Source organism: Prevotella sp. C561 (assembly GCF_000224595.1).
In the GTDB taxonomy this organism is placed as follows: Bacteria; Bacteroidota; Bacteroidia; order Bacteroidales; family Bacteroidaceae; genus Prevotella; species Prevotella jejuni.
The window spans coordinates 21,125-42,088 of record NZ_JH114151.1 but is presented as its reverse complement, the minus strand read 5'-3'; the positions used below and the strand labels follow the sequence as shown (position 1 = coordinate 42,088).

The window sequence follows — 20,964 nt, the reverse complement described above, 5'->3', positions numbered from 1 at the left end:
TAAAGATAAAAGATATGAAAGTAGCAATTGTTGGTGCCAGTGGTGCCGTAGGTCAGGAGTTTCTGCGCATCTTAGCAGAGAGAAACTTCCCAATGGACGACCTTGTCCTTTTTGGTTCTAAGCGTTCAGCTGGCAAGAAATACACATTCAAGGGTAAGGAATATGAGGTGAAGCTACTCCAGCATAATGATGATTTCAAGGATGTAGACATCGCCTTCACCAGTGCTGGCGGTGGAACATCAGCCGAGTTTGCTGAGACCATCACCAAGTATGGTGCTATCATGATTGATAACTCCAGCCAGTTTCGTCAGGATGACGACGTGCCCTTGGTTGTTCCAGAGATTAATGCTGAGGATGCATTGAGCCGTCCACGTGGCATCATTGCCAACCCTAACTGTACTACCATTATGATGGTTGTTGTATTGAATCCTATCGATAAGCTCAGCCATATCAAGAAGATACATATCAGTAGTTACCAGAGTGCATCTGGTGCAGGTGCTGCCGCTATGGCAGAGTTGCAACAGCAGTACAAGGAACTTGTTGAGACTGGCGAGGTGAAGACCATCGAGAAATTCCCACATCAGTTGGCCTACAATGTCATTCCACAGATTGATAAGATGACAGAGAACGACTATACGAAGGAAGAGATAAAGATGTTCAACGAGACACGTAAGATTATGCACTCTGATGTTCGCACTTCTGCCACCTGTGTCCGTGTGTCTTCTCTCCGTAGCCATTCAGAGGCTGTATGGTTCGAGACCGAGCGTCCACTCTCTGTTGAGGAGATTCGTGAGGCTTTGAAGGCTGCTCCTGGCGTTACAGTCGTTGATGATCCACAGAACTATGTCTACCCAATGCCACTCGAGAGTGCTGGTCACGATGACATCTATGTGGGCCGTATCCGTAAGGACCTTGCTGACGACAATGGCAATACACTTTGGCTCACTGGCGATCAGATTCGCAAGGGTGCTGCGTTGAATGCGGTACAGATTGCGGAGTATTTGATTAAGGTGGGGGATGTAAAGTAATGTCCGGTTCCTCTCAAAGGATATCTCTTCTAAAGCGAGGAGAGTATATACCGAAAAGAGGGAAGGTTTATCAAAGATAATAAAAGAGCGTATCGAGAAGATTAAATACTTCTTGATACGCTCTTTTAATTTAGTTTCTTCATCCCCCTCTTCAACCAAATAGTCAATGACCAAGGCTAATGAAGGGAAAGGGCTATCTGTGATTAGCGCTCAAACTGCTCAATGCTTAAGCCACCATCAGTTAGTTTCTCTAATTCAGGAACAATACGAGTGAAATGTTCTGAATGAGCATGACGAGTCAAACAAGCCTTGTCCTCCCATGATTCACAGAAAAGGAAAACACCTGGTTGGGTTGTGCTCTCAAACAAATCGTACCCCTTGTTACCTTCATCTTTACGTGAAAGTGCTACCAACTCATCTGCGAGTTCTTTCACTTGGGCTGTTGTCACACCAGCCTTAACTTTGAAAAAAGCGTTTAATCTAATCATCTTTTTCTATTTTATAGTTATCTAACTCTTACTTATTCTTCTTATAGTAAGCTACGGCCGCAGCTATATTCTCCTTCACAGCACGTGATGTATAGGTAGCACCAGTGACCCCATCAATGCTACTTGCCTTCGCTGCCTTTGACACCTTCAAGCCACTAAACTTTGGGAAAAGACCTTGTTTTACCTTATCTAAGAACTTTGGTCCTTCATGATTTGGCAAAGCCTCAACCTTAACCACCTTATTATTCTTGATAAAAACCTCCAAGGGTGTAGCACCCTTAAAGCCCTTGACATTTTGACAGAGAGTGGTCGTATTGACAACGTAGGTGCCATCTGCCTGCCTATACATCACCCTATCCTGCTGCACTGCAGCAAAAGCAACACCAGTAGTTAATGCTGCTACAGCCGTTACTGATACTAATTGTTTTCTTAACATAACCTATTACCTTTATTTAAACTGATTAATTCGACTACAAAAATACGAAAAGTATAAGAGCGATGATTACTTTTTGCATTTTTTAAGGGTTGCATATTAACCTTATTGAGCTAATAAGGCTAATAAGACTAATAGTGCCTTCCTCACTATTTTCCCTACTTTTTTCTCTCTTTAATTATTTTATTTGTACATTTGTTCCCATAAACAATCAATACCAACGATGAAATATATACTACTACCTAAACCAGATACTATTCATCAACTGCCCTTCTACTTTGCGGTGGAAGAATACGTAGCACGGCATTATACCGATGACGACTACTTTATGGGCTGGCGTGTGAACCCTACAGTTATGTTAGGACGCAACCAGTTGATTGATAATGAGGTCAATACCGACTACTGCAAAGAACACAAGATTGATATTTTCAGACGGAAAAGTGGTGGCGGATGTATCTATGCCGACAAGGGTTGCATACAGTTCTCTTACATCTCTCGTGCCGTCAACGCCAACGAAGCCTTTGCACAGTACATGCACCGAATGGCCGAACTGCTACAAGGACTGAATATTAACGCACAACTATCGGGACGAAACGACATTCTCATTGACGACACGAAGGTGTCGGGATGCGCCTTCTATCAGCAGTCTAATCGTAGTGTTCTGCATAACTCCCTACTCTTCGACACCCAACTCGACCACCTCTCTAATGCGCTCACTCCTGCAAAAGAGAAACTTCAAAGCAAAGGAGTGGCATCTGTCAGACAAAGGGTAACGAACGTTGCGACCTATACACAGTTAGATATCTTGGCTTTTATGGACTATGCACGACAGGAAATGTGTGGTAAGGAGGTGCTCGAACTAACGGAGGAAGACATGAAGGGTATTGCTGAGATTGAGAAAGAACTATCTTCTGACGACTTTGTCTATGGTAAGAATCCCAAATACTCTCTCGTTCGAAAGCATCGTTTTGAAGGTGTTGGAACACTTGAAGCCCATATTGAACTAAAGAATAACATCATTGGAAGCATCAATATGGTGGGTGATTACTTCCTTCTTGGCGATATCGACCATGATTTCCTCAGCCTACTTAAAGGCTGTGAGTTCACGAGAGAGGCGGTAGAAGAGAGGTTGGAAGACATAGATCTATCCACTATTATCCGTGGTTTGAAGCTGCGACAGTTCCTCCGTTTACTCTTCGGACGTGAGCCACACGTGATGAAACCAAAGTGGCTTAAGATTGACCTCACATCGAAGAAGTCGACTGGCGAGACGGCTGGTATCCTTGCCAAGCATCATATGAACACTATCTGTACGAGTGGACTCTGCCCAAATCGCTCGGAATGCTGGATGGCACGTACGGCAACTTTGATGATTGGCGGTGATATCTGTACAAGAAAGTGCCGTTTCTGCAACACATTAAGTGGCAGACCCAGACTGCTCAACCCTGACGAGCCACGTCGTGTAGCTGAGTCAGTGAAAGCTCTTAAGCTACGTTATGCCGTTATCACCTCTGTTGATCGTGACGACCTACCCGATTATGGTGCAGCCCACTGGATAAAGACTATCGAAGAGATACGCCAATTAAACCCTGACACAAAGATTGAACTACTCATTCCTGATTTCATGGGAAAGGCTGACCTCATACGTCAAGTCATGGCAACACGCCCCCACGTAGCAGGACATAACATGGAGACAGTGCGTCGTCTCACACCATCAGTACGCTCCGTGGCACGCTATGAACGCAGTTTAGAAGTGCTGAGAGAGATAGCCAACTGCGGTATCACTGCCAAAACAGGATTTATGCTCGGCTTAGGTGAGACCCACGAAGAAATCTTAGAGACAATGGACGATATCCTTTCAACTGGTTGCCAACGTCTCACACTCGGTCAGTATCTCCAACCTACTGTCGACCACCTACCTGTCAAGGCTTATATCACGCCTGAAAAGTTTGCTGAATATAAGCGGATAGCTTTAGAGAAAGGTTTTAAGCATGTTGTAAGTGGACCGCTCGTTCGTTCGTCTTATCATGCTGCTGAAGGCATTTAGGTCATTACTTTCACGATAGGGAAGGCAAAGTATCAATGATAAATAAGATGGTATTGGGCCTATTAGGCCAATAAGCCTAATAAGCCCAATTAATCCTATCATCATAACAAAAAGTAGGGATACACGCTCGTGTATCCCTACTTGTATTTAAGAAATATCTTGATTGTACTTTCCCTATTCAGTTATCTGAACCGTTGCACGGCGGTTGAAGGAAATAGGAGACAAGGTCTCTACCCCACCCTTACCGACAGTTGTAATCTTATTATCCTCAATACCCATCTTTACAAGCTCATTAGCAACGACAGTAGCACGACGCTCAGACAGTTTCTGATTGTAGGCAACAGAGCCCGTTGCACTGTCAGCATAACCTGTCACAAGGAGGTTATTATTATTGTCCTTAGCATACTTCGCAAGAGCCTGTACGTTTACGAGGTCTTTCTGAGATGCGATTGTTGCCTTATTGATGTCGAAGAATACCGAAACAGGAGTTGTTACCAACTGCTTCACAGACTCTGAAACAGTCTCAACAGGCTTCTGATTTGCCAATTCATTGCGAAGACGTGCGTTCTCTTCCTCTGCATCTTGGAGGCGTGCATTTAGTGCGTCAAGGGCTGCTTGATGCTGTGCGTTGATCGTCTCCATATCTGGTGTCTTGCTCCAAGTACTCTTACCAATATTGAAATTCAGACCGATTTCTGCATAAAGGTTATTGTCATGCGACTCCCATCCACGGCGTTCATTACTTGCGTAAGCCGCTCCGTCGAGGTCGCCCTCATAACGGTTCCATCCTGCTTCAAGATAGACACGCATCCCCTTTGACACCTTCCAAGAAGATTGAAGGCCTGCACTCAATCCCATTGCATAGCGATTAGCCGACATAGAACGGCCAACACCAGCACCAGCAAACGGAATGACGTTCCATACTCGGTTCTCATTGTAACCGCAAAGGAGGTTGCTCAGATTGAACATCACTTGCTCTTGTGCTATCCAATACTTATTACTATTGTCGAGCTGAGAAGCAGGATTACTGTCAGCTCCGACACGCTTGCCCCAGATACCTTGTATCTTCGTGCGAAGACCGATACCTGGTGTGAACCACTTACCAATGGCGAAGGCTGCACCCGGCTTTGAACGGAAATCCTTCAACGGACTAATAGCTGCATCACGACCATGTTCTTGATTAGAATACCACGCATTCCAGTCTGCACCAAGTTGTACAAACCAATTATTCCAGAACGAGTTTGTGGCAACACTATACTTCTCGGTAAGCACCTCTTCTTGGGCCGAACCTGTCAACGACACGCCCGCCAATGCCAATACTATCAAAAACTTTCTCATAACTTATTACTTTTAAGAACTTATTCATTTCGTCACACTCTCTACCAACTGGGAAATAAGTCGGTTCACAAAGATAGTAATTAAAATCTATCACAGCCGCTTTTTCATGAAAAATACAAATTATTTAACGTTGAACGAATAAGTAAAGACTGAATGACGGAATGGAAAACAAAGGAAGAAAGGGAATAAGAAAAGACTCAATAACAGCATGATAAACAATGGAAAAAATACATATTTATCAGACAATGGATATGCCGTCTCTTGTCAGTTGAATATGTTTATAGCTTGACGAAAAAACACAACAAAACAACAGAAGCGCATCCACTATTCAGGATGAAAAAACCAAGAAGAAATAGACGCACAACTATCAGGCATTCAGATAGTTATAAACAAGAATTAAGAAGACGCCTAACTCGTTTCAAGAAGGGCGTTAACAACACTCAAGAAGGGCATGTTCTCGAACGTTGAAGGACATCTTCTTGCACATTAAAAAGCAGGTACTGGTTTTAAGAAGTACGAAAAGGATTTACAACAGAACTCTGTTCTTCATTTATTGCAACACCATCTATCGCTCGTTCTCTTAATCTTCTCCCAAAGTTTTAAGCACGTAGAGAAATGCTGGCCCCTCCCCCATCTCTTCCCCCGAAGGGAAGGGGAGTAATCACAGAGATACCCCCTATAAGAAAGAGCCTCACCCCCAGCCCCTCTCCGAATGGAGAGGGGAGTGATTACCGAGATACCCCTATAAGAAGGATGTACACTTCTCTATGTCACTTATTAATACCACCATTAGCAGAAACGCTCTGTGTTCTCTGTATGCTGGAGGCCTTCTGAAGTTCAGAGGCCTCTCCCCGTCCCCTCCCCCGGAGGGAAGGGGCGTAATCACCGAGATACCCCTACGGGCCGGATGTAGGCTGTTTTTTACCTCCTTATTGGTATCTTCATTAGCTGAAACGCTCTGTGTTATCTGTATGCCGAAGGCCTTCTGTGGGCTCAAAACGTGGGTGGAAAAGTTCTGTTAAATCTGTGTGCTCTGTGAGAGAAAGAAATACCCTCCGTGCGAAAAAGAACTCCCCAGCGCCTTGCATGGATCTTATCTTATCGAGAGGGTGCGTTCTATTTCTCACAGAGTTACACAGAAGAACAGAACACATAAACCTTCACAGAGACATCAAGTCAACCGATATCACAGAACCTTACAGCCAACAGAGGCCTCACCCCCAGCTCCTCTCCGAATGGAGAAGGGAGTGATCATCGAGGTTACCCCTCCTTCGCTGTTTGTGTCTTGATGCGAGTATGGTCTCATCTCGATGCTTTTATGGCTAATCATCAACACCTAACAACTATCACCCAACACCCATCTTTAGCAGTAACGCTCTGTGTTATCTGTATGCCGGAGGCCTTCTGTGGGCTCGAAACTGTGCTCAAAAAGGGTCTGTTAAATCTGTGAGTTCTGTGAGAGAAAAACCTCCCCAGCGAATCTCAAGCGTTCTTTCTCACATGGAGGGTGTGTACTTATTCTCACAGAGGAACACAGAAGAACAGAACACATAAACCTTCACAGAGACATTAAGTCAACCGATATCACAGAACCTTACATCCAACAGAAGCCTCACCCCCGGCCCCTCTCCGAATAGAGAGGGAAGTGAACACCGAGGTTACCCCTCCTTCGCTGCTTGTGTCATGATGGGAATGTACAATTAACTTGTCCCCTCTGTAAGTAATCTTCATCACCCAACATTTAACACCCAACACCCACCAAGGCTATTCATCAACACCTAACAATTAACACCCAACACCCAACAATAGCTGAAACGCTCTGTGTCATCGGTTGACTTAATGTCTCTGTGAAACCCTGTGTAATCTGTTCTTCTGTGTAGTTCTGTGAGTAAAAGAGGTCTCTTTAGGAAGCTCGATCGAAAGGGCAACTAAGTCTTGAACTTTGACGAAATGTCACACAGAGTAATAGAGAACACGGAGAATTATCAAACACAAAGTACTGATAGTCATGGAGGAACCGTCGACACGGGGAACGACAGAAGTAGTTTGCCAGTTTTATTAGACATTCTATACCCCAAGCATTTATCTCAGAAATTATCAGAAAACAGTACGCTATACCTCCGTCCCCCTATGTGCCGTATTATATAAGAGTTTTAGTTTATCACTCCATATTTCAGAAGAACCAAAAAGGAGAGGCTAACACTAACCGTACTTGAATAGCTTGTGTGGCTCTCTCTACAATAATCTCTTACAATGAAAGCTAATAGTAGATGCCGCTGCTATGGTCTATCTTATCATCTCACTTCTCATAAGTGCCTGACTTTTAACTGTCATTTTATTTGTTATTCTAATGCTTTTTCCTTATATTTGCACTTAACAAATAGGATTGTAGTCCTCTTCCTCTTTTCCTACACATTCTATAACAATATTTACTAATTCTATATAAACCGATATGATAGATTGGGGAGAAGAAGGGAGCCCATGGCGTAACCTATTTGAGAAAACAGAATTATTTGATAAGACTGTCAAGTACAGATGTGAACAGAAAGTATTGAACCGTATAGACGGAATGATAACAAGTCATTCTGATATACGGCGTGAAATATCTTTGCAGTATGACTCCAAACTGAAAAACAACAGGTTTAAAGGTGAAGTGACGGAGAGCTTTATCAAGATACGACCAGACAACATGATGCCAGCTCTGGAGTTATTGGATAAGATTGATAGTATCAAGTGCCGTGCAGAGGTTACTATTGACACGCAGACTGGCAAGATTAACAAAGTGGTGAACTTTGAAGAAATCAAGAAACGCTGGGAGGAATACCGTGCGGAGATGTTCTATACTATCAATTCTACAATGGGGCAAGGCTCTGACGAAGGCAAGCAGGTGGTGAAGTTTACTGACCTTATTGACAAGCAATTTGTTGATGAACCTACTTTCAGAACAGAACTCTCGGGTAAGCTGTTTTATGATGTTTTCTTTGATAAGTATCTTTTAGGGAGAAAGCTGGAAGATGAGAAGTTCGATCAAACCTTCTATTCTTTCCTCTTTGCCCAAACTCCTATTAAGACTTCTCTTACGCAAGAGGTTACTACAGATGAGGAGACGGGACTGAAGAAGATATCACGTTACATCTCAGCTGACGACCAGCGTACAAAGTTCGTCAATGAGTATGGTATCATGAGAACCTATAAGGAACGTTATCAGCCAATTATCAAGTATAGCTTTACGCAGTATAATTATGAGTTCTATCATGATATCCTCCTTGCAGATGACGGACTTCCTCAAGAAATCAAGGTGAATATTATTGAGGAGGTAAAGAATAATATTGAAATATTGGTAACTTATCGTATTCACAGACTGAAATAACTATGGCACAATCATATATACCTGCTGGCACAGATGTTATCTGTACGGAGATGACAGGAGGCGAACCAGCACAATTAGGACTGACACGTGAGGCAACAGTGTTGTATGGCAAAGAAGAAAAACCCTTGTTGAATATTTGTGACAAGAAGTTGAGTTGCTCATTGGAGTGTCGTATCAAACAGACATTCTTTTCTGGGCTTGGTGGTTTACTCATTGGTCTTGCTGCTGGAGCTTTGGTTGTTACATTTGTAATAGCAACAGCAGGAGCTGGTGCTGCTGTGGTTGGTGCTGCAGCAGCCATTGCAACAACGGCTACAAATGTAGCTTTTGTAACCTCAATGGCATTGCTTGTTGGAGGAATAGCATCCTGCGGGGCGGCTACAACTTACAAATACTTAGCTAACGAATGTGATAGTTCTCTTGAAGGAGAGTGGAGTTTGTTTCATCGAAAGGTCTATCTGGAGAAAAGTAATGCTCTTTTGGAACGTTCGATACTTACTTGTTCCAAAGGTGGTATTGTCTCATTGGTTATGGATCATGCAAAGGCTGTAGAACTTGCAAAGATGATTAGTAAAACCAATAATGAAATAAGAAATAAGAATTTTTGGTCAAAGACTAAGCAAGGCTTCATAGGTAATGGTGCAAATGCTTTGCTTGCAGGTTTTGAGGGGCAGGCAGGTGGAGCTGTTGTTGGTCTTGTCCTTGGCTCGGGATTCTCTGTGTATGATTATTTGAAAGGTGGCAATAGTAGTTATCGTGATGACACTGTCGTTTCGCAAAACAACTATGCTAAGTTAGCACTTGAGAAAGATGATGACAAAGTATCTATAAATACGAAACATGATATCTTAACTGATGATGATATGAAGAATGCTGGTGCAGGCACTGCAGTGAGTACAGGATATTCTGGTGCAGAGACTGTTATGGGTATTATAATAGGTAATAAGATACTTACCAAAGAAGCAATGAACTTTAACGAAAGAGCATTAGAATATAAGTTGAAGGGAGATATGGCTGGTGCAGGGCATGCAATGTGGGCAAGTGATTTGGCGTATGGTGCACAGAAGGGTATGGGTGATATTCCTCATGAATTTTGGAAAGAAATCTGGTCAGGTAAAACCAAGGCTTTCAAATGGAATATTTCAAATAAATGGTTTACTCTTAGTGGTATCGGAATTGGTATTCTGAGTTCGATAGTTAATAATCAGATAGAATGGGGGGATAATAAAGATGAGAATAAAATGTACGAGGATATAGTAAAAGAAATTATAAAGAGTCGTAAAGAAAATAAGAAAAATATTACTGTTATAGCAAATACATTATAATAATGAAATTATTGAAATATGCAGGTTTTTTCCCTTGGGTGCTGATAGGAAGTCTTATAGGTTCAGCTTTTGTAGTACCGATGGTATCAAATCTAATAGATAAATTTTATTATAAAGAGAAGTATAATAAAAATACTGCTATGTTCTATAAGCAATATAAAGATAATAGCTATATTATAAAAGTATCTATGCCTAATGCGGATTCTAAACTATATTTACATAATGTTGATAGAGAAAAGTATCCTCTATATGAAAGATTTGATACGACCAATGACTCCCGTAATTATTTTAATAACCCAAGTGCTGATTATACTTCTTTCTATTGTAAGGAGTATAAAAAGTATATGAACATTATAGCATTCAAGGATGTTAATGGAAGTTATGGAGATAAAGAACTTTACCTTACAGTCAATCGTGACGATATGAATAATCCCGAGTATGGGACCAAGGATAATCCAGTACCTGTACTGAAAGCTGTAGGTGTTAGTGAACCGATATGGTTTAGTGGCAAGGATACTGATTCTGTCTTTATGGATAATTTCTATCGGAACAATGTCATTAACTATTTGAAGTATAAGATGCCAAAGGAGGAGTTTGAAAGACGATTCAAGAGTAAAGAGTAAGGTTATACCGCAATGAGTAATAATAGTGTCAGCAAGTAGGGAAGAGTAAAAGTCCAAGCGTATCAGTTATGAAAAATATCTTCAAGTATATACCAATGGTAACATTAGGTCAAATCTTAGGTACCGTAGTCGGTTTTCCTTTGTTGTGTTTCCTTATCAATATATTTAGGTCTTCCGATATATAGTGATAACTAAAACTCTCATATAATAAGGCATACGGAGGGAAAGAAGGGACGAAGGTAAAGGCAACGCCACAGAGCTGCCGATGGCACAAAGAGCGACAAAGGTGTAGCGTACAGATTCCTGATTAATTCTGAGAAAACTGCTTTGGGTATAGAGTTTCTAATAAACTGGCAAACTACCGCTGTCGCTCCCCACACCGACGGAGTCTCCGTAACTACCGTTGCTTTGTTTCATAACCCTCCATACTCTCCATTGCACTGTGTGATATTTCGTCAGAAACCTAAGTTTAGGCGGATCATTATCACACTAAAATTCTGAAGACCCTCCTTTTTCCATCCACCTTATAGAGGTATAGCAATCGTCACTCTCCTTCGGGCAGTAAATGCCAGTTTAGAGAAGAAGATTGGGGTGAGAGCTCATCTGCTTTTCTGGTGCGTATCGATTTTGCTGTCATTACTGTCATTAGAATTCATCATCTAACTAACTTGTTTACAGTACGATTGCCCGAAATATTAAAAATGACAGCAACTAAAAAGAAAACTTATAATAGGGTAATCTACATACTTTAGAGACATTATCGAACATTAACTCAGAAGGATATTAATAAACTATAAGCCCTATTAGGCCAATTAGCGCTAATAAGGCTTATATAACAAACTGTCATAAAAGAGACAATTAACTATGAAAGAGATGCTCTATATCTTGCTGTTTCATGATCGCAATCACAGGCTCTCCAGAAGGAGTGTAGTTGACATTACTACACGCAAAGAGTTCGTTGACAAGATTATCCATCTCAAGGCCACTCAACACCTGACCTTGTGGAATAGCCGCATTACGAGCAAGGCTTAATGCTAAGGACTGGTCTATTTCTTCCTTAGCACTTGCTCCACTTTCCATTGCTGAGGCCACCATATCACTGATAAGTGTCACAACATTCAACCCTTCGATACCAGCAGGGACACCATTGACAGCATAACTCCCTCCACCAAGGCTATCAAGTTGGAAGCCCATCTCAGCCATCTCTGGTAGGATTTGGTCGAGAACAACTTGGTCGGACACAGTGAACTGAACCATCTCAGGGAACAATACCTTCTGAGAATGTACTTTATGTTCGGACTGTCGACGTAAATACTCCTCATAAAGGATACGGATATGTGCACGATGCTGATCGATAATCATCAGTCCCGACTTCACAGCTGTCATGATATAACACCCCTTATACTGATAATGCAATGGCGCCTTGTCTTCTATAAAAGACTCTTCAACAGGCTGTGTGACAGCAGAAGGAATAATAGAACCCTCCTCCACAGCATTCGTTCCAGTACCCAAGCTACTGGTAATCATCTCATCTTCATTCTGATCAAAGAGCTTAGACTGACGGATCTCACCACCAGAACCCAAGTCTGTATAGAGTTCTTCCCATCCATCAGGAGCCGGAGTCTTTACAGAAGAACATTGCTTGAAAGGATTATAATTAGGATTAAAGTCAATCTTTGGTGCAGCCGTACCAGTATTAGGATTAAACACAGGAATATCTGGTTTCCCCTCTGTATCAAAGTCAATAGCAGGGATATCATTAAAACGCCCTACCGCTTCCTTAACAGCTGCAAGCAGAATCTGCCAAATAGCTTGCTCGTTCTCAAACTTAATCTCTGTCTTAGTAGGATGGATATTCACATCAATATTCTCAGCTGGCACATCGAAATAAAGGAAATAAGGGATCTGCTCGCCTTGAGGAATGAGTCGGTCGAATGCCGTAAGAACAGCCTTATGGAAATAAGGATGTTTCATATAGCGCTCATTGACGAAGAAATACTGATGGGGTGCCTTCTTCCTTGCAGCCTCTGGTTTACCTACAAAGCCGTGGATATGACAAAGAGTTGTATCAACGTCTATCGGTAGCAGATCTTGATTGAGTCGTTTACCAAACACCTCAACAATACGTTGGCGATAGCTACAAGAACGGAGGTTAAAAAGCTCTGTCCCATTACTGTGAAGTGTGAAAGATATCTGTGGATAGACCAATACGATACGCTCAAAGGCTGTGATGATATTATTAAGTTCAGTAGTATTCGACTTCAAGAACTTACGACGAGCTGGTACGTTGAAGAAGAGGTTTTCTACCAAGAAATTACTTCCCACAGGACAAGAACAAGGTTCCTGCCCAGTAAAACGACTTCCTGCAATAGAGAGATGTGTACCCAAATCCTCACTCGCCATACGTGTCTTCAATTCAACCTGAGCCACTGCGGCAATAGAAGCCAATGCCTCCCCACGAAACCCCATCGTACGAAGAGAGAAGAGGTCGTCAGCCTTACGTATTTTAGACGTGGCATGCCGTTCAAAAGAAAGGCGTGCATCCGTCTCCGACATACCTTTCCCATCATCGATAACCTGAATAGAAGTGCGACCAGCATCAACGACCAACACATCAATGTGCGTTGCTCCAGCATCAATGGCATTCTCCACCAACTCCTTAATAACAGAAGCTGGACGCTGGATAACCTCGCCAGCAGCTATCTGATTGGCTACACTGTCTGGGAGAAGTTGTATAATATCACTCATGAATAATCCTATAAAGCTATAAATAAAAATAAGATAAGAAGGGCGATAACACCCGCCGAAAGAATCAACGATACCCACATGGCTGTAAAGCGATTATGTCGATGACGCAACACCTGTGGCTTCAAGGAATCGCCTAACTTGCGCTGTAACTCCTCTCGATACTGACGTTCGGATACCTCCTTCCCATCCACCTCACAGCGTGCACGCTGCTCTATATCGTTTAGCAATTCTTTTCGCTCGTCAACAAACATATATTCATGATGAAAACGACGCGGACGTGATGATTGAAAGAAAAGCATCTTATTATGAACTTTAAGTAAAACTTCGTCATTCTATATGCTGACGAGGTGGCAGAGACACCCTCGCATTACGTACGGTAGCACTTGTTTTACGTGCTGCACGACGGAAGATATCATTCTTATCCTTAGGACGTACCTCATCAAACAGTTCAAAGTGTGGTAGTTTCAGCTTGTCGGGAGGTATCTGTGTCATCGGACTAATGACACCATTCGCTTTTGGCATCCATATCTTTTGAAGTCTTCGCTCAGGTGAGATAAACATCCGTAACGTATCTGTTTCGGTATAATCATGTCCTATCAGCGTACTATCTTTATCCGTATGATAATAGATAACTTCCACATTACCCCAAGCGTCTACACGCCGAACAACACCTTTCACAAAGTCTGCCCGCATATCCTTAGAAGATATCTGGTTGAAATATTTACCTCCTGGTAGTTTTTCTATGGAGAAAGCATTACCATAGACAAAGGCCTGACGAATAGTAGAATCATTCATATAAGCCCTTATCGAATCACCCACTAACTGACGTGTTCCACTCCACACAATAGGATAATCATACATCGTCATGCAGGAGTCTTTAGAGTTAGCTATAACAAATCCACATACAGCCTGCACATCGGTACGATAAGCACGCACATTATTCACACCATAGATCTCACGATACATTTGTGGTGTGTTCATGTGAAAACCCTTCATACTGATTGTATCCGCATGAACAAAGAGGGTGTCACCCTGAGAGAAATCCTTAGCAACAGGACCAGGACTACCTCCGAAAGCAATCGCAGCAGAGTCGGTATAATGTAGGTAATCGCCATAGAAAGCATGCTTACCTTTATAATCAATATAATAGACATTACCTTCGCCCGTTCCTTCATGTGTGTTACTATTATAACTAAGGTCGCGACCAGTGACAGTGCGTTGCTTCAGTTTATCAACAATCTTTACATTGCCATGCCCTTCACTGTACCCAGTTTTAGCATTATATGTCACCTCATCGCCAGTAATAACACGTTGCGCCTTACGATCATCAATCTTTACATTGCCACGTGCATTACTGTGTCCAGTCTTTTCATTATAGAAAACGTCTTGACCAATGATGGTACGATTGTTTGCTTTATCAACAATCTTCACATTCCCATGGCCTTCTGCATCACCCGTCGTACTATTATAAATAATGTTATCACCCTCAACATCCTGCTTAGGAGAAGTGATTGTTGAGCGGCCATTTAGTTCCATGTGGTCGGTCTTGCTATTATAAGTACCATCATTAGTATGCACAACTTCGCCCTTGGCAGTCTTGATAACAGACTTACCGATAACGTGGACAAGTCCCGTCTCCGTGTTACCATGCGCCTCTGGGGTTGTGATACGATACTTAGGCGTAAACATCACAACGTTACCAAAGAAGTTGGCATCATGCGTTTCCGTATTGTAATCACCTTGATCGGCAACAACTGTGTTACCATTATAAACCAATGTACCACGTCCACCGAAGTAATTGGCCACCTTTGAAGCAGTGTTATAGTCCAAACTGTCACAACGAAGCGACCGCCCAGGCTCTCTAACAACCACCTTACCACGTGCATGTACCATCTGTCCAAAGCCATCATAATGTAAGCGTTGGCAATCAAGCATCACACCACCAGGTCGAGTGATATGCACACGACTGAAAGCCTTAAACCAATTTGCCTTCTCATTGAAATAAGCACTATCACACTTAAGCGTCATTCCCTTATAACGGAAACTTACTCCACCCTTAGCAATCATAACGTCAGGCATCTCCATTTGATTATGACGCAAATTATCAGCATGGTCAATATAGAACTTATCTCCCTTCTTCTCCGTCACTTTCTGTGCCCAGAGTGATTGAGTTTGCCATAGGCCAAACAGGCATAGAATCATAATTAACAAGATTCTATGCCCGCAAAATGTATCTTTATACTTGCTGTTTATTGTCATTTAAGCCAACCTTCGTATTGGAAATTACAACTCTTATACCGAGGATTAATCCGCACGTATGTCTCTTTTACTTTCTTCACAACCCAATCGTGCAGAATTTCCTTTCTGCGTTTTGCCGTGACGATATCACGCATTGCTTGGAAGTCTTCTGTGATTGTTGCTCTATGCTCTGGTATACGTTCCTTCAACTTCACGATTGCACAAACGACTTTACCACGTGCATTGGTCATCTGGAAAGGTACAGAAATCTCCCCAACCTTCATCGTATCAACAACACGAGCCACCTCTGTCGGAAGATCCTTCATCTTAAAACGTGATGTACGAGTATTCTCTTGAGAGTTAACCATCAATCCATGGTTATTCTTCGTGTCCTTATCATCAGAGAGATAAGCCGTTGCATCCTCAAATGTAAACTTACCCTTTTGAATATCCTTACCTATCGAATCTAATCGCTCCTTAGCAGCATCGATAGAAGCAATTGACACATTCGGCTTCAAAAGGATATGACGAACGTTCACCTTATCACCTCGACGGTCTATCAGCTGAATGATATGGTAACCGAACTCGCTCTCCACAACCTTTGACACCTTCTTTGGATCCGTCAGATTAAAAGCTGCAGCAGCAAACGCTGGATCAAGTACACCACGTCCCATATAGCCTAACTCACCACCTTGACGAGCAGAGCCTGGGTCTTCTGAGTAAAGACGAGCCAAGGTAGCAAAAGAAGTCTCACCCTTTGTCACTCGGTCTGTATAGTCACGTAGTAAGTTCTTAATACGATTAACCTCCTCAGGCTCAACCTTTGGAGTCTGTGTAAGGATTTCTACCTCAACCGTTGTTGGAATCATAGGAATACTATCAACGGGGAGTTTCTTAAAGTACTCGCGTACTTCAGCAGGCGAAACCTTCACATCACTTACCAACTTCTCTTGCATCTTCTGTACAAGCAGACGGTTTTTATAGTCGTCATGTAGGTCCTGTCGGATCTGCGTCATACTCTTGTTTTGGAACTGCTCAAGCTTCTCCTTAGAACCTATCTGTGGCAAAGAAATCCAATAGTTAATCTGTTGATCAACACCCTGTGCAATCTCCGACTCAGAGACTTCAACACTATCGATAGCCGCTTGGTGAAGGAATAATTTCTGAACTGCAATCTGTTCAGGCAGAATACACTCAGGATCACCATCCCATTTCACTCCTTCAGCCTCACTCTGAAGCTTCATTATCTCTACTTCTGACTTCAAGATAGGTTCATCACCTACTACCCAGATAACCTCGTCAACAACACTATTCGGTTTGTCTACCGCTGCTGTATCGGCCTTCATTGAGTCTGACAGAGCAATAGGTTGACCGCTGGGACGGAATGCACCAGCATGCAGCCCCATTGCCGTGAGAACTGTTCCTACGAATAGAACAATTGTTTTTCCTTTATTTATCTTCATTGAAATGCTGTATTATCTTAATGCTTATTGACTGTTGAAAGAACATTCTTATCAACAACTACCTTATATCTCTTGCGCAATGACTCTACCCACGCCTTCTCAAGTTCCTCTTGATAATTTGATACAACGAGGTCACGCACATCATCCATGCTCTCTGGTGCTTTTATCTTCTTACCATAAACGGCGTCTATAGGATATCCAGCAACAGGTTTCACAGTTGTCTTCTCACCAAAGACGTCACGATCTACCAATGCATTATCGCCCTTTCGAAAGATTCCCTTTTCTACACGGATACGAATTGTGTTATCTGCATTGAACTTATCACGTAGTTTCTCTGCCCATTGATTGAAAGGCACATCCTTAACGCACGCCTTCACAGCTTCCACATCTTCCTTCTTCTTTACATGATAGGCTATACCCTTAAAACGTGGCTCTGTCCATTTATATTGTTTCTTATGCTTAAGGAAATAAGCTTCCAACGCCTTCTCATCCTTGGACGCTTTATCCCAAACGGTACGATTACTCATCTCTATCATCAGTAGACCGTCATAATACTCACGGATAAGATTCTTGAGATTTACATCTTCCTTCTCTAACGAAGAAAGCTTCTTTGCAAGAATTTCTTCTTGTGTAGCTCCCTTCCCTTCACTCTCCACAAGTGAATCAAGCTTCTGTTCGATTATTTGGTCACGCAATCCCTGCATCTCAATATAGCGCATGATATCAGGATGTAGTGTCTCATAACTTGGGAATTCCTCGCGACCTATCATCTTGATGATGTGATAACCAAAAGGAGAAAGAACAGGAGCACTTATCTCTCCTGGCTTCAAAGCAAACAGCGCCTTCTCAAACTCTGGCACAGTCTGACCTTTCTGAAGATGTAGTAACTCACCACCATTCTTGGCAGAATTAACATCTGTAGAATATTTCTTTGCCAGTTCTGCAAAATCAGCACCACCACGAATGGCTGTATAGATAGAGTCAGCCAACTGCTTCACTGTCTCAGCCTCTTCCTTATCAGCACTCTGTAACATCCCGATAAGGATATGTGCGCAATGCCACATACCTCCATTAGCTTCTACTTGCTGCTTTGCTTCACGATACAATTTATGTCCTTCAGCCTCAACATCAGCATCTGTAATAAAGGTTGGGCGCACCTGCTGGTCACGATAACTTAAGAACTCTTTCTTAAAAGAGCTGAGTGTATCAAGGTGTGCATCAAGCGCAGCCTGTACCTTCAATTTGTAATTGATAAAGAGATTAACATACTCATCTACACTCTTCTTATCAATCACTCCATCAGCATTATTCTTATTATATGAATACTCAAATTCCGAACGGCTCACAGGCTTGCCGTTGATAGTCATTATTGTTGGGTCAGTTTGTCCGTATGCCATTGTCGTGGAGAGCAATACTACTGACAAAATCGCTTTGAATTTCATTGTTATTATTTTAACGCAGGGACCCTCTCCCCTGAAAGACAGGGAAGAGGGTGAATATTTTTCGTCTTTTACTATTATTCTGGACGTGAATAGTTCGGTGCCTCACTGGTAATGGTAATGTCATGAGGATGACTCTCCATCACACCAGCATTAGTGATACGTGTGAACTTTGCGTTATGTAAGTCTGCTATAGATGCTGCACCACAATAGCCCATACCTGAACGAAGACCACCGACAAGCTGATAGATAACTTCTTGGACAGTTCCCTTATAAGGAACACGACCAGCGATACCCTCTGGAACGAGCTTCTTCACATCACCAACATCATTCTGGAAATAACGGTCACGTGAGCCATTCTTCTGTTCCATTGCCTCCAATGAACCCATACCACGATAACTCTTAAACTTACGTCCATTAAAGATAATGGTGTCACCAGGTGACTCTTCCGTACCAGCAACCAATGATCCTACCATCACACTGCTACCACCTGCTGCCAATGCCTTAACGACATCGCCAGAATAACGCAATCCGCCATCTGCAATCAATGGTACTCCCGTTCCCTCTAAAGCCGTATAAACATCATAAATAGCACTCAACTGTGGTACACCAACACCTGCTACGACACGTGTTGTACAGATAGAACCTGGTCCTATACCAACTTTAACGGCATCAGCTCCATTGTCTACCAAGAACTTAGCAGCCTCACCTGTTGCTATATTACCTACTACAACATCAAGGTTAGGGAAAGCAGCCTTCACGTCATGCAACTTTCCGATAACACCAGCAGAGTGACCATGTGCTGTATCAATTACGATTGCATCTACACCTGCAGCTACAAGTGCTTGTGCGCGCTCCATCGTATCAGCTGTGACACCGACACCTGCAGCAACACGCAGACGTCCCTTCTCGTCTTTGCAAGCCATTGGCTTATCCTTAGCCTTTGTGATATCCTTATAGGTAATCAGACCAATAAGGCGGTTGTCACGATCGACAACAGGCAACTTCTCAATCTTATTTTCTTGAAGAATATGTGCTGCTGCTGTGAGATCAGTCTTTTGATGTGTCGTAACGAGATTCTCTTTCGTCATCACGTCATCAATAAGTTTATCCAGATGACGCTCGAAACGGAGGTCGCGATTAGTAACAATACCCACAAGATGGTTATCCTCATCAACGACAGGGATACCACCAATATGGTAGTCTGCCATCATCTGAAGTGCATCCTTCACCGTACGACCCTTACGAATAGTCACAGGATCATAAATCATACCATTCTCTGCACGTTTCACAATAGCCACATGACGAGCCTGGTCTTCAATGCTCATATTCTTGTGAATCACACCGATACCTCCCTCACGTGCTATCGCAATCGCCATAGAACTCTCCGTAACGGTGTCCATCGCTGCTGTGACGAAAGGTACGTTAAGATCAATGTTACGTGAAAACTTGGTTTTCAACACCACCTCTTTGGGCAGTACTTCTGAATAAGCCGGAATTAAAAGGACGTCATCGTAGGTTAAGCCGTCCATTGTGATTTTGTCTGCAACAAATGATGACATAATTGTATTTTAGAAATTTATTGCATGCAAATTTAGCAATTAAATATCAAACAGACTGGTTTTTTCCGTTTTTTCTCACACCTTATTAAAAGTATTTAATATTTCCCTTTACCGTCTTCCCTACTTTTCGACTATCGACTCCTTCACACATACAATTATTCACATACTCTTTAACCTTCTTAATTGCTTATAACTAACTTATTATCAGCACATATAAGTATATTATAGATTAAATCAATGACCGTATAGATAATATCTGTTGTGGTAGAATAACAAACTCACTAACTTTGCACTCGTAAACAAGAAACAACAACTTAAAAATATATTCAAGATGAAAAGATTAGAAGTATTAGGATTAAACGAAAAGAAAGTAGAGAACATAGTAAACGAACTATCAGTTTTGTTGGCCGACCTTCAGGTGTTCTATAGCAATCTCCGTGGTTTCCATTGGAACGTGAAGGGACATGGGTTCTTTGTAATGCACAGTAAGTATGAGGAACTTTACAACGATGCAGCAGAGAAGGTTGACGAGGTTGCTGAGCGTATCCTTCAGTTAGGTAGCAATCCAGAGAGCCGTTTCAGTGCATATCTGCAATCAGCTGAGATTAAAGAAGCTGGTGTCGTTAGCTGTAGCAAAGAGGCTGTTGACTTGCTCTTGGGTTACTACAAGACACTGATTGCACGTGAGCGTAGAATCATCGAGGTTGCTTCTGACGCACACGATGACACAACTGTTTCACTGGTAAGCGATTTCCTCAAAGAGCAGGAGAAGACTGTTTGGATGCTTGTTGCCGTTAGTTCACAGAATTGCGCAGAATAATACAAAAACATTATCACATATAAACAAGAGACTGGGAACAAG

At 42.3% G+C, this 20,964-nt stretch carries 15 protein-coding genes; 6 read left to right on the top strand and 9 right to left on the bottom strand.

The features are described from left to right. The first annotated feature begins 14 nt into the window (after positions 1-14). On the top strand, positions 15-1,028 hold the full coding sequence (locus tag HMPREF0666_RS12220; protein WP_009012677.1) for an aspartate-semialdehyde dehydrogenase: 1,014 nt from the start codon (positions 15-17) through the stop codon (positions 1,026-1,028). Positions 1,029-1,231: 203 nt separating this feature from the next. On the opposite strand, the gene HMPREF0666_RS12215 is transcribed toward HMPREF0666_RS12220, so the two are convergent. Next, complete coding sequence (locus HMPREF0666_RS12215; protein ID WP_009012676.1) at positions 1,232-1,516, bottom strand: putative quinol monooxygenase; 285 nt, start codon at positions 1,514-1,516, stop codon at positions 1,232-1,234. A 28-nt stretch (positions 1,517-1,544) separates the two neighbouring features. Next, positions 1,545-1,952: an FMN-binding protein gene (locus tag HMPREF0666_RS12210; RefSeq protein ID WP_009012675.1), complete on the bottom strand. Its 408-nt coding sequence runs from the start codon at positions 1,950-1,952 to the stop codon at positions 1,545-1,547. Between the two features lie 220 nt (positions 1,953-2,172). Here HMPREF0666_RS12210 and lipA point away from each other — a divergent pair, with 220 nt between their 5' ends. Next, positions 2,173-3,996: a lipoyl synthase gene (gene lipA, locus HMPREF0666_RS16760; protein ID WP_009012674.1), complete on the top strand. Its 1,824-nt coding sequence runs from the start codon at positions 2,173-2,175 to the stop codon at positions 3,994-3,996. Positions 3,997-4,170: 174 nt separating this feature from the next. Here lipA and HMPREF0666_RS12200 read toward each other — a convergent pair whose 3' ends face one another. Beyond that, on the bottom strand, positions 4,171-5,334 hold the full coding sequence (locus HMPREF0666_RS12200; protein ID WP_009012673.1) for an OmpA family protein: 1,164 nt from the start codon (positions 5,332-5,334) through the stop codon (positions 4,171-4,173). 2,452 nt (positions 5,335-7,786) lie between these two features. Between HMPREF0666_RS12200 and HMPREF0666_RS12195 the strand changes: the two genes are divergently transcribed. The 3 genes from HMPREF0666_RS12195 to HMPREF0666_RS12185 are packed head-to-tail and all read left to right on the top strand — an operon-like array spanning position 7,787 to position 10,652. Next, positions 7,787-8,704, top strand: a complete 918-nt coding sequence (locus HMPREF0666_RS12195; protein ID WP_009012672.1) for a hypothetical protein — start codon at positions 7,787-7,789, stop codon at positions 8,702-8,704. 2 nt (positions 8,705-8,706) lie between these two features. Next, entirely contained in the window at positions 8,707-10,029 is a 1,323-nt protein-coding gene (locus tag HMPREF0666_RS12190) for a PAAR-like protein (protein ID WP_009012671.1), read from the top strand. Positions 10,030-10,031: 2 nt separating this feature from the next. Then, positions 10,032-10,652: a hypothetical protein gene (locus HMPREF0666_RS12185; protein WP_009012670.1), complete on the top strand. Its 621-nt coding sequence runs from the start codon at positions 10,032-10,034 to the stop codon at positions 10,650-10,652. Positions 10,653-11,510: 858 nt separating this feature from the next. Here the strand turns inward: HMPREF0666_RS12185 and mutL are convergent. The 6 genes from mutL to guaB form a co-directional block, all read right to left on the bottom strand. After that, positions 11,511-13,400, bottom strand: coding sequence for a DNA mismatch repair endonuclease MutL (gene mutL, locus HMPREF0666_RS12180; RefSeq protein ID WP_009012669.1), 1,890 nt, complete (start codon positions 13,398-13,400; stop codon positions 11,511-11,513). Positions 13,401-13,408: 8 nt separating this feature from the next. Then, positions 13,409-13,699 carry a hypothetical protein gene (locus tag HMPREF0666_RS12175; protein ID WP_009012668.1) on the bottom strand — a complete coding sequence of 97 codons (291 nt, stop codon included), beginning with the start codon at positions 13,697-13,699 and terminating at the stop codon, positions 13,409-13,411. Positions 13,700-13,727: 28 nt separating this feature from the next. Then, positions 13,728-15,602 (bottom strand): OstA-like protein, encoded by a 1,875-nt coding sequence (locus HMPREF0666_RS12170; protein WP_009012667.1) that lies wholly within the window; start codon positions 15,600-15,602, stop codon positions 13,728-13,730. Positions 15,603-15,655: 53 nt separating this feature from the next. Beyond that, positions 15,656-17,101 carry a peptidylprolyl isomerase gene (locus tag HMPREF0666_RS12165; protein WP_009012666.1) on the bottom strand — a complete coding sequence of 482 codons (1,446 nt, stop codon included), beginning with the start codon at positions 17,099-17,101 and terminating at the stop codon, positions 15,656-15,658. A 17-nt stretch (positions 17,102-17,118) separates the two neighbouring features. Beyond that, entirely contained in the window at positions 17,119-18,543 is a 1,425-nt protein-coding gene (locus HMPREF0666_RS12160; protein WP_009012665.1) for a peptidylprolyl isomerase, read from the bottom strand. A gap of 74 nt (positions 18,544-18,617) precedes the next feature. Then, the gene (guaB, locus tag HMPREF0666_RS12155) at positions 18,618-20,102 is read right to left on the bottom strand and encodes an IMP dehydrogenase (RefSeq protein ID WP_009012664.1); all 1,485 of its coding nucleotides are present in this window, start codon (positions 20,100-20,102) and stop codon (positions 18,618-18,620) included. A 331-nt stretch (positions 20,103-20,433) separates the two neighbouring features. Between guaB and HMPREF0666_RS12150 the strand changes: the two genes are divergently transcribed. Then, a complete protein-coding gene (locus tag HMPREF0666_RS12150) occupies positions 20,434-20,922 on the top strand; it encodes a Dps family protein (RefSeq protein WP_009012663.1) in 489 nt (162 codons plus the stop codon). The last annotated feature ends 42 nt before the right edge of the window (positions 20,923-20,964 follow it).

Coding starts and splice junctions, on each gene's coding strand:
- HMPREF0666_RS12170 (WP_009012667.1), bottom strand. CDS start 15,602: ATGATTCTATGCCTGTTTGGCCTATGGCAAACTCAATCACTCTGGGCA.
- HMPREF0666_RS12165 (WP_009012666.1), bottom strand. CDS start 17,101: ATGAAGATAAATAAAGGAAAAACAATTGTTCTATTCGTAGGAACAGTT.
- HMPREF0666_RS12195 (WP_009012672.1), top strand. CDS start 7,787: ATGATAGATTGGGGAGAAGAAGGGAGCCCATGGCGTAACCTATTTGAG.
- mutL (WP_009012669.1), bottom strand. CDS start 13,400: ATGAGTGATATTATACAACTTCTCCCAGACAGTGTAGCCAATCAGATA.
- HMPREF0666_RS12175 (WP_009012668.1), bottom strand. CDS start 13,699: ATGCTTTTCTTTCAATCATCACGTCCGCGTCGTTTTCATCATGAATAT.
- HMPREF0666_RS12190 (WP_009012671.1), top strand. CDS start 8,707: ATGGCACAATCATATATACCTGCTGGCACAGATGTTATCTGTACGGAG.
- HMPREF0666_RS12160 (WP_009012665.1), bottom strand. CDS start 18,543: ATGAAATTCAAAGCGATTTTGTCAGTAGTATTGCTCTCCACGACAATG.
- HMPREF0666_RS12220 (WP_009012677.1), top strand. CDS start 15: ATGAAAGTAGCAATTGTTGGTGCCAGTGGTGCCGTAGGTCAGGAGTTT.
- guaB (WP_009012664.1), bottom strand. CDS start 20,102: ATGTCATCATTTGTTGCAGACAAAATCACAATGGACGGCTTAACCTAC.
- HMPREF0666_RS12185 (WP_009012670.1), top strand. CDS start 10,032: ATGAAATTATTGAAATATGCAGGTTTTTTCCCTTGGGTGCTGATAGGA.
- HMPREF0666_RS12200 (WP_009012673.1), bottom strand. CDS start 5,334: ATGAGAAAGTTTTTGATAGTATTGGCATTGGCGGGCGTGTCGTTGACA.
- lipA (WP_009012674.1), top strand. CDS start 2,173: ATGAAATATATACTACTACCTAAACCAGATACTATTCATCAACTGCCC.
- HMPREF0666_RS12215 (WP_009012676.1), bottom strand. CDS start 1,516: ATGATTAGATTAAACGCTTTTTTCAAAGTTAAGGCTGGTGTGACAACA.
- HMPREF0666_RS12210 (WP_009012675.1), bottom strand. CDS start 1,952: ATGTTAAGAAAACAATTAGTATCAGTAACGGCTGTAGCAGCATTAACT.
- HMPREF0666_RS12150 (WP_009012663.1), top strand. CDS start 20,434: ATGAAAAGATTAGAAGTATTAGGATTAAACGAAAAGAAAGTAGAGAAC.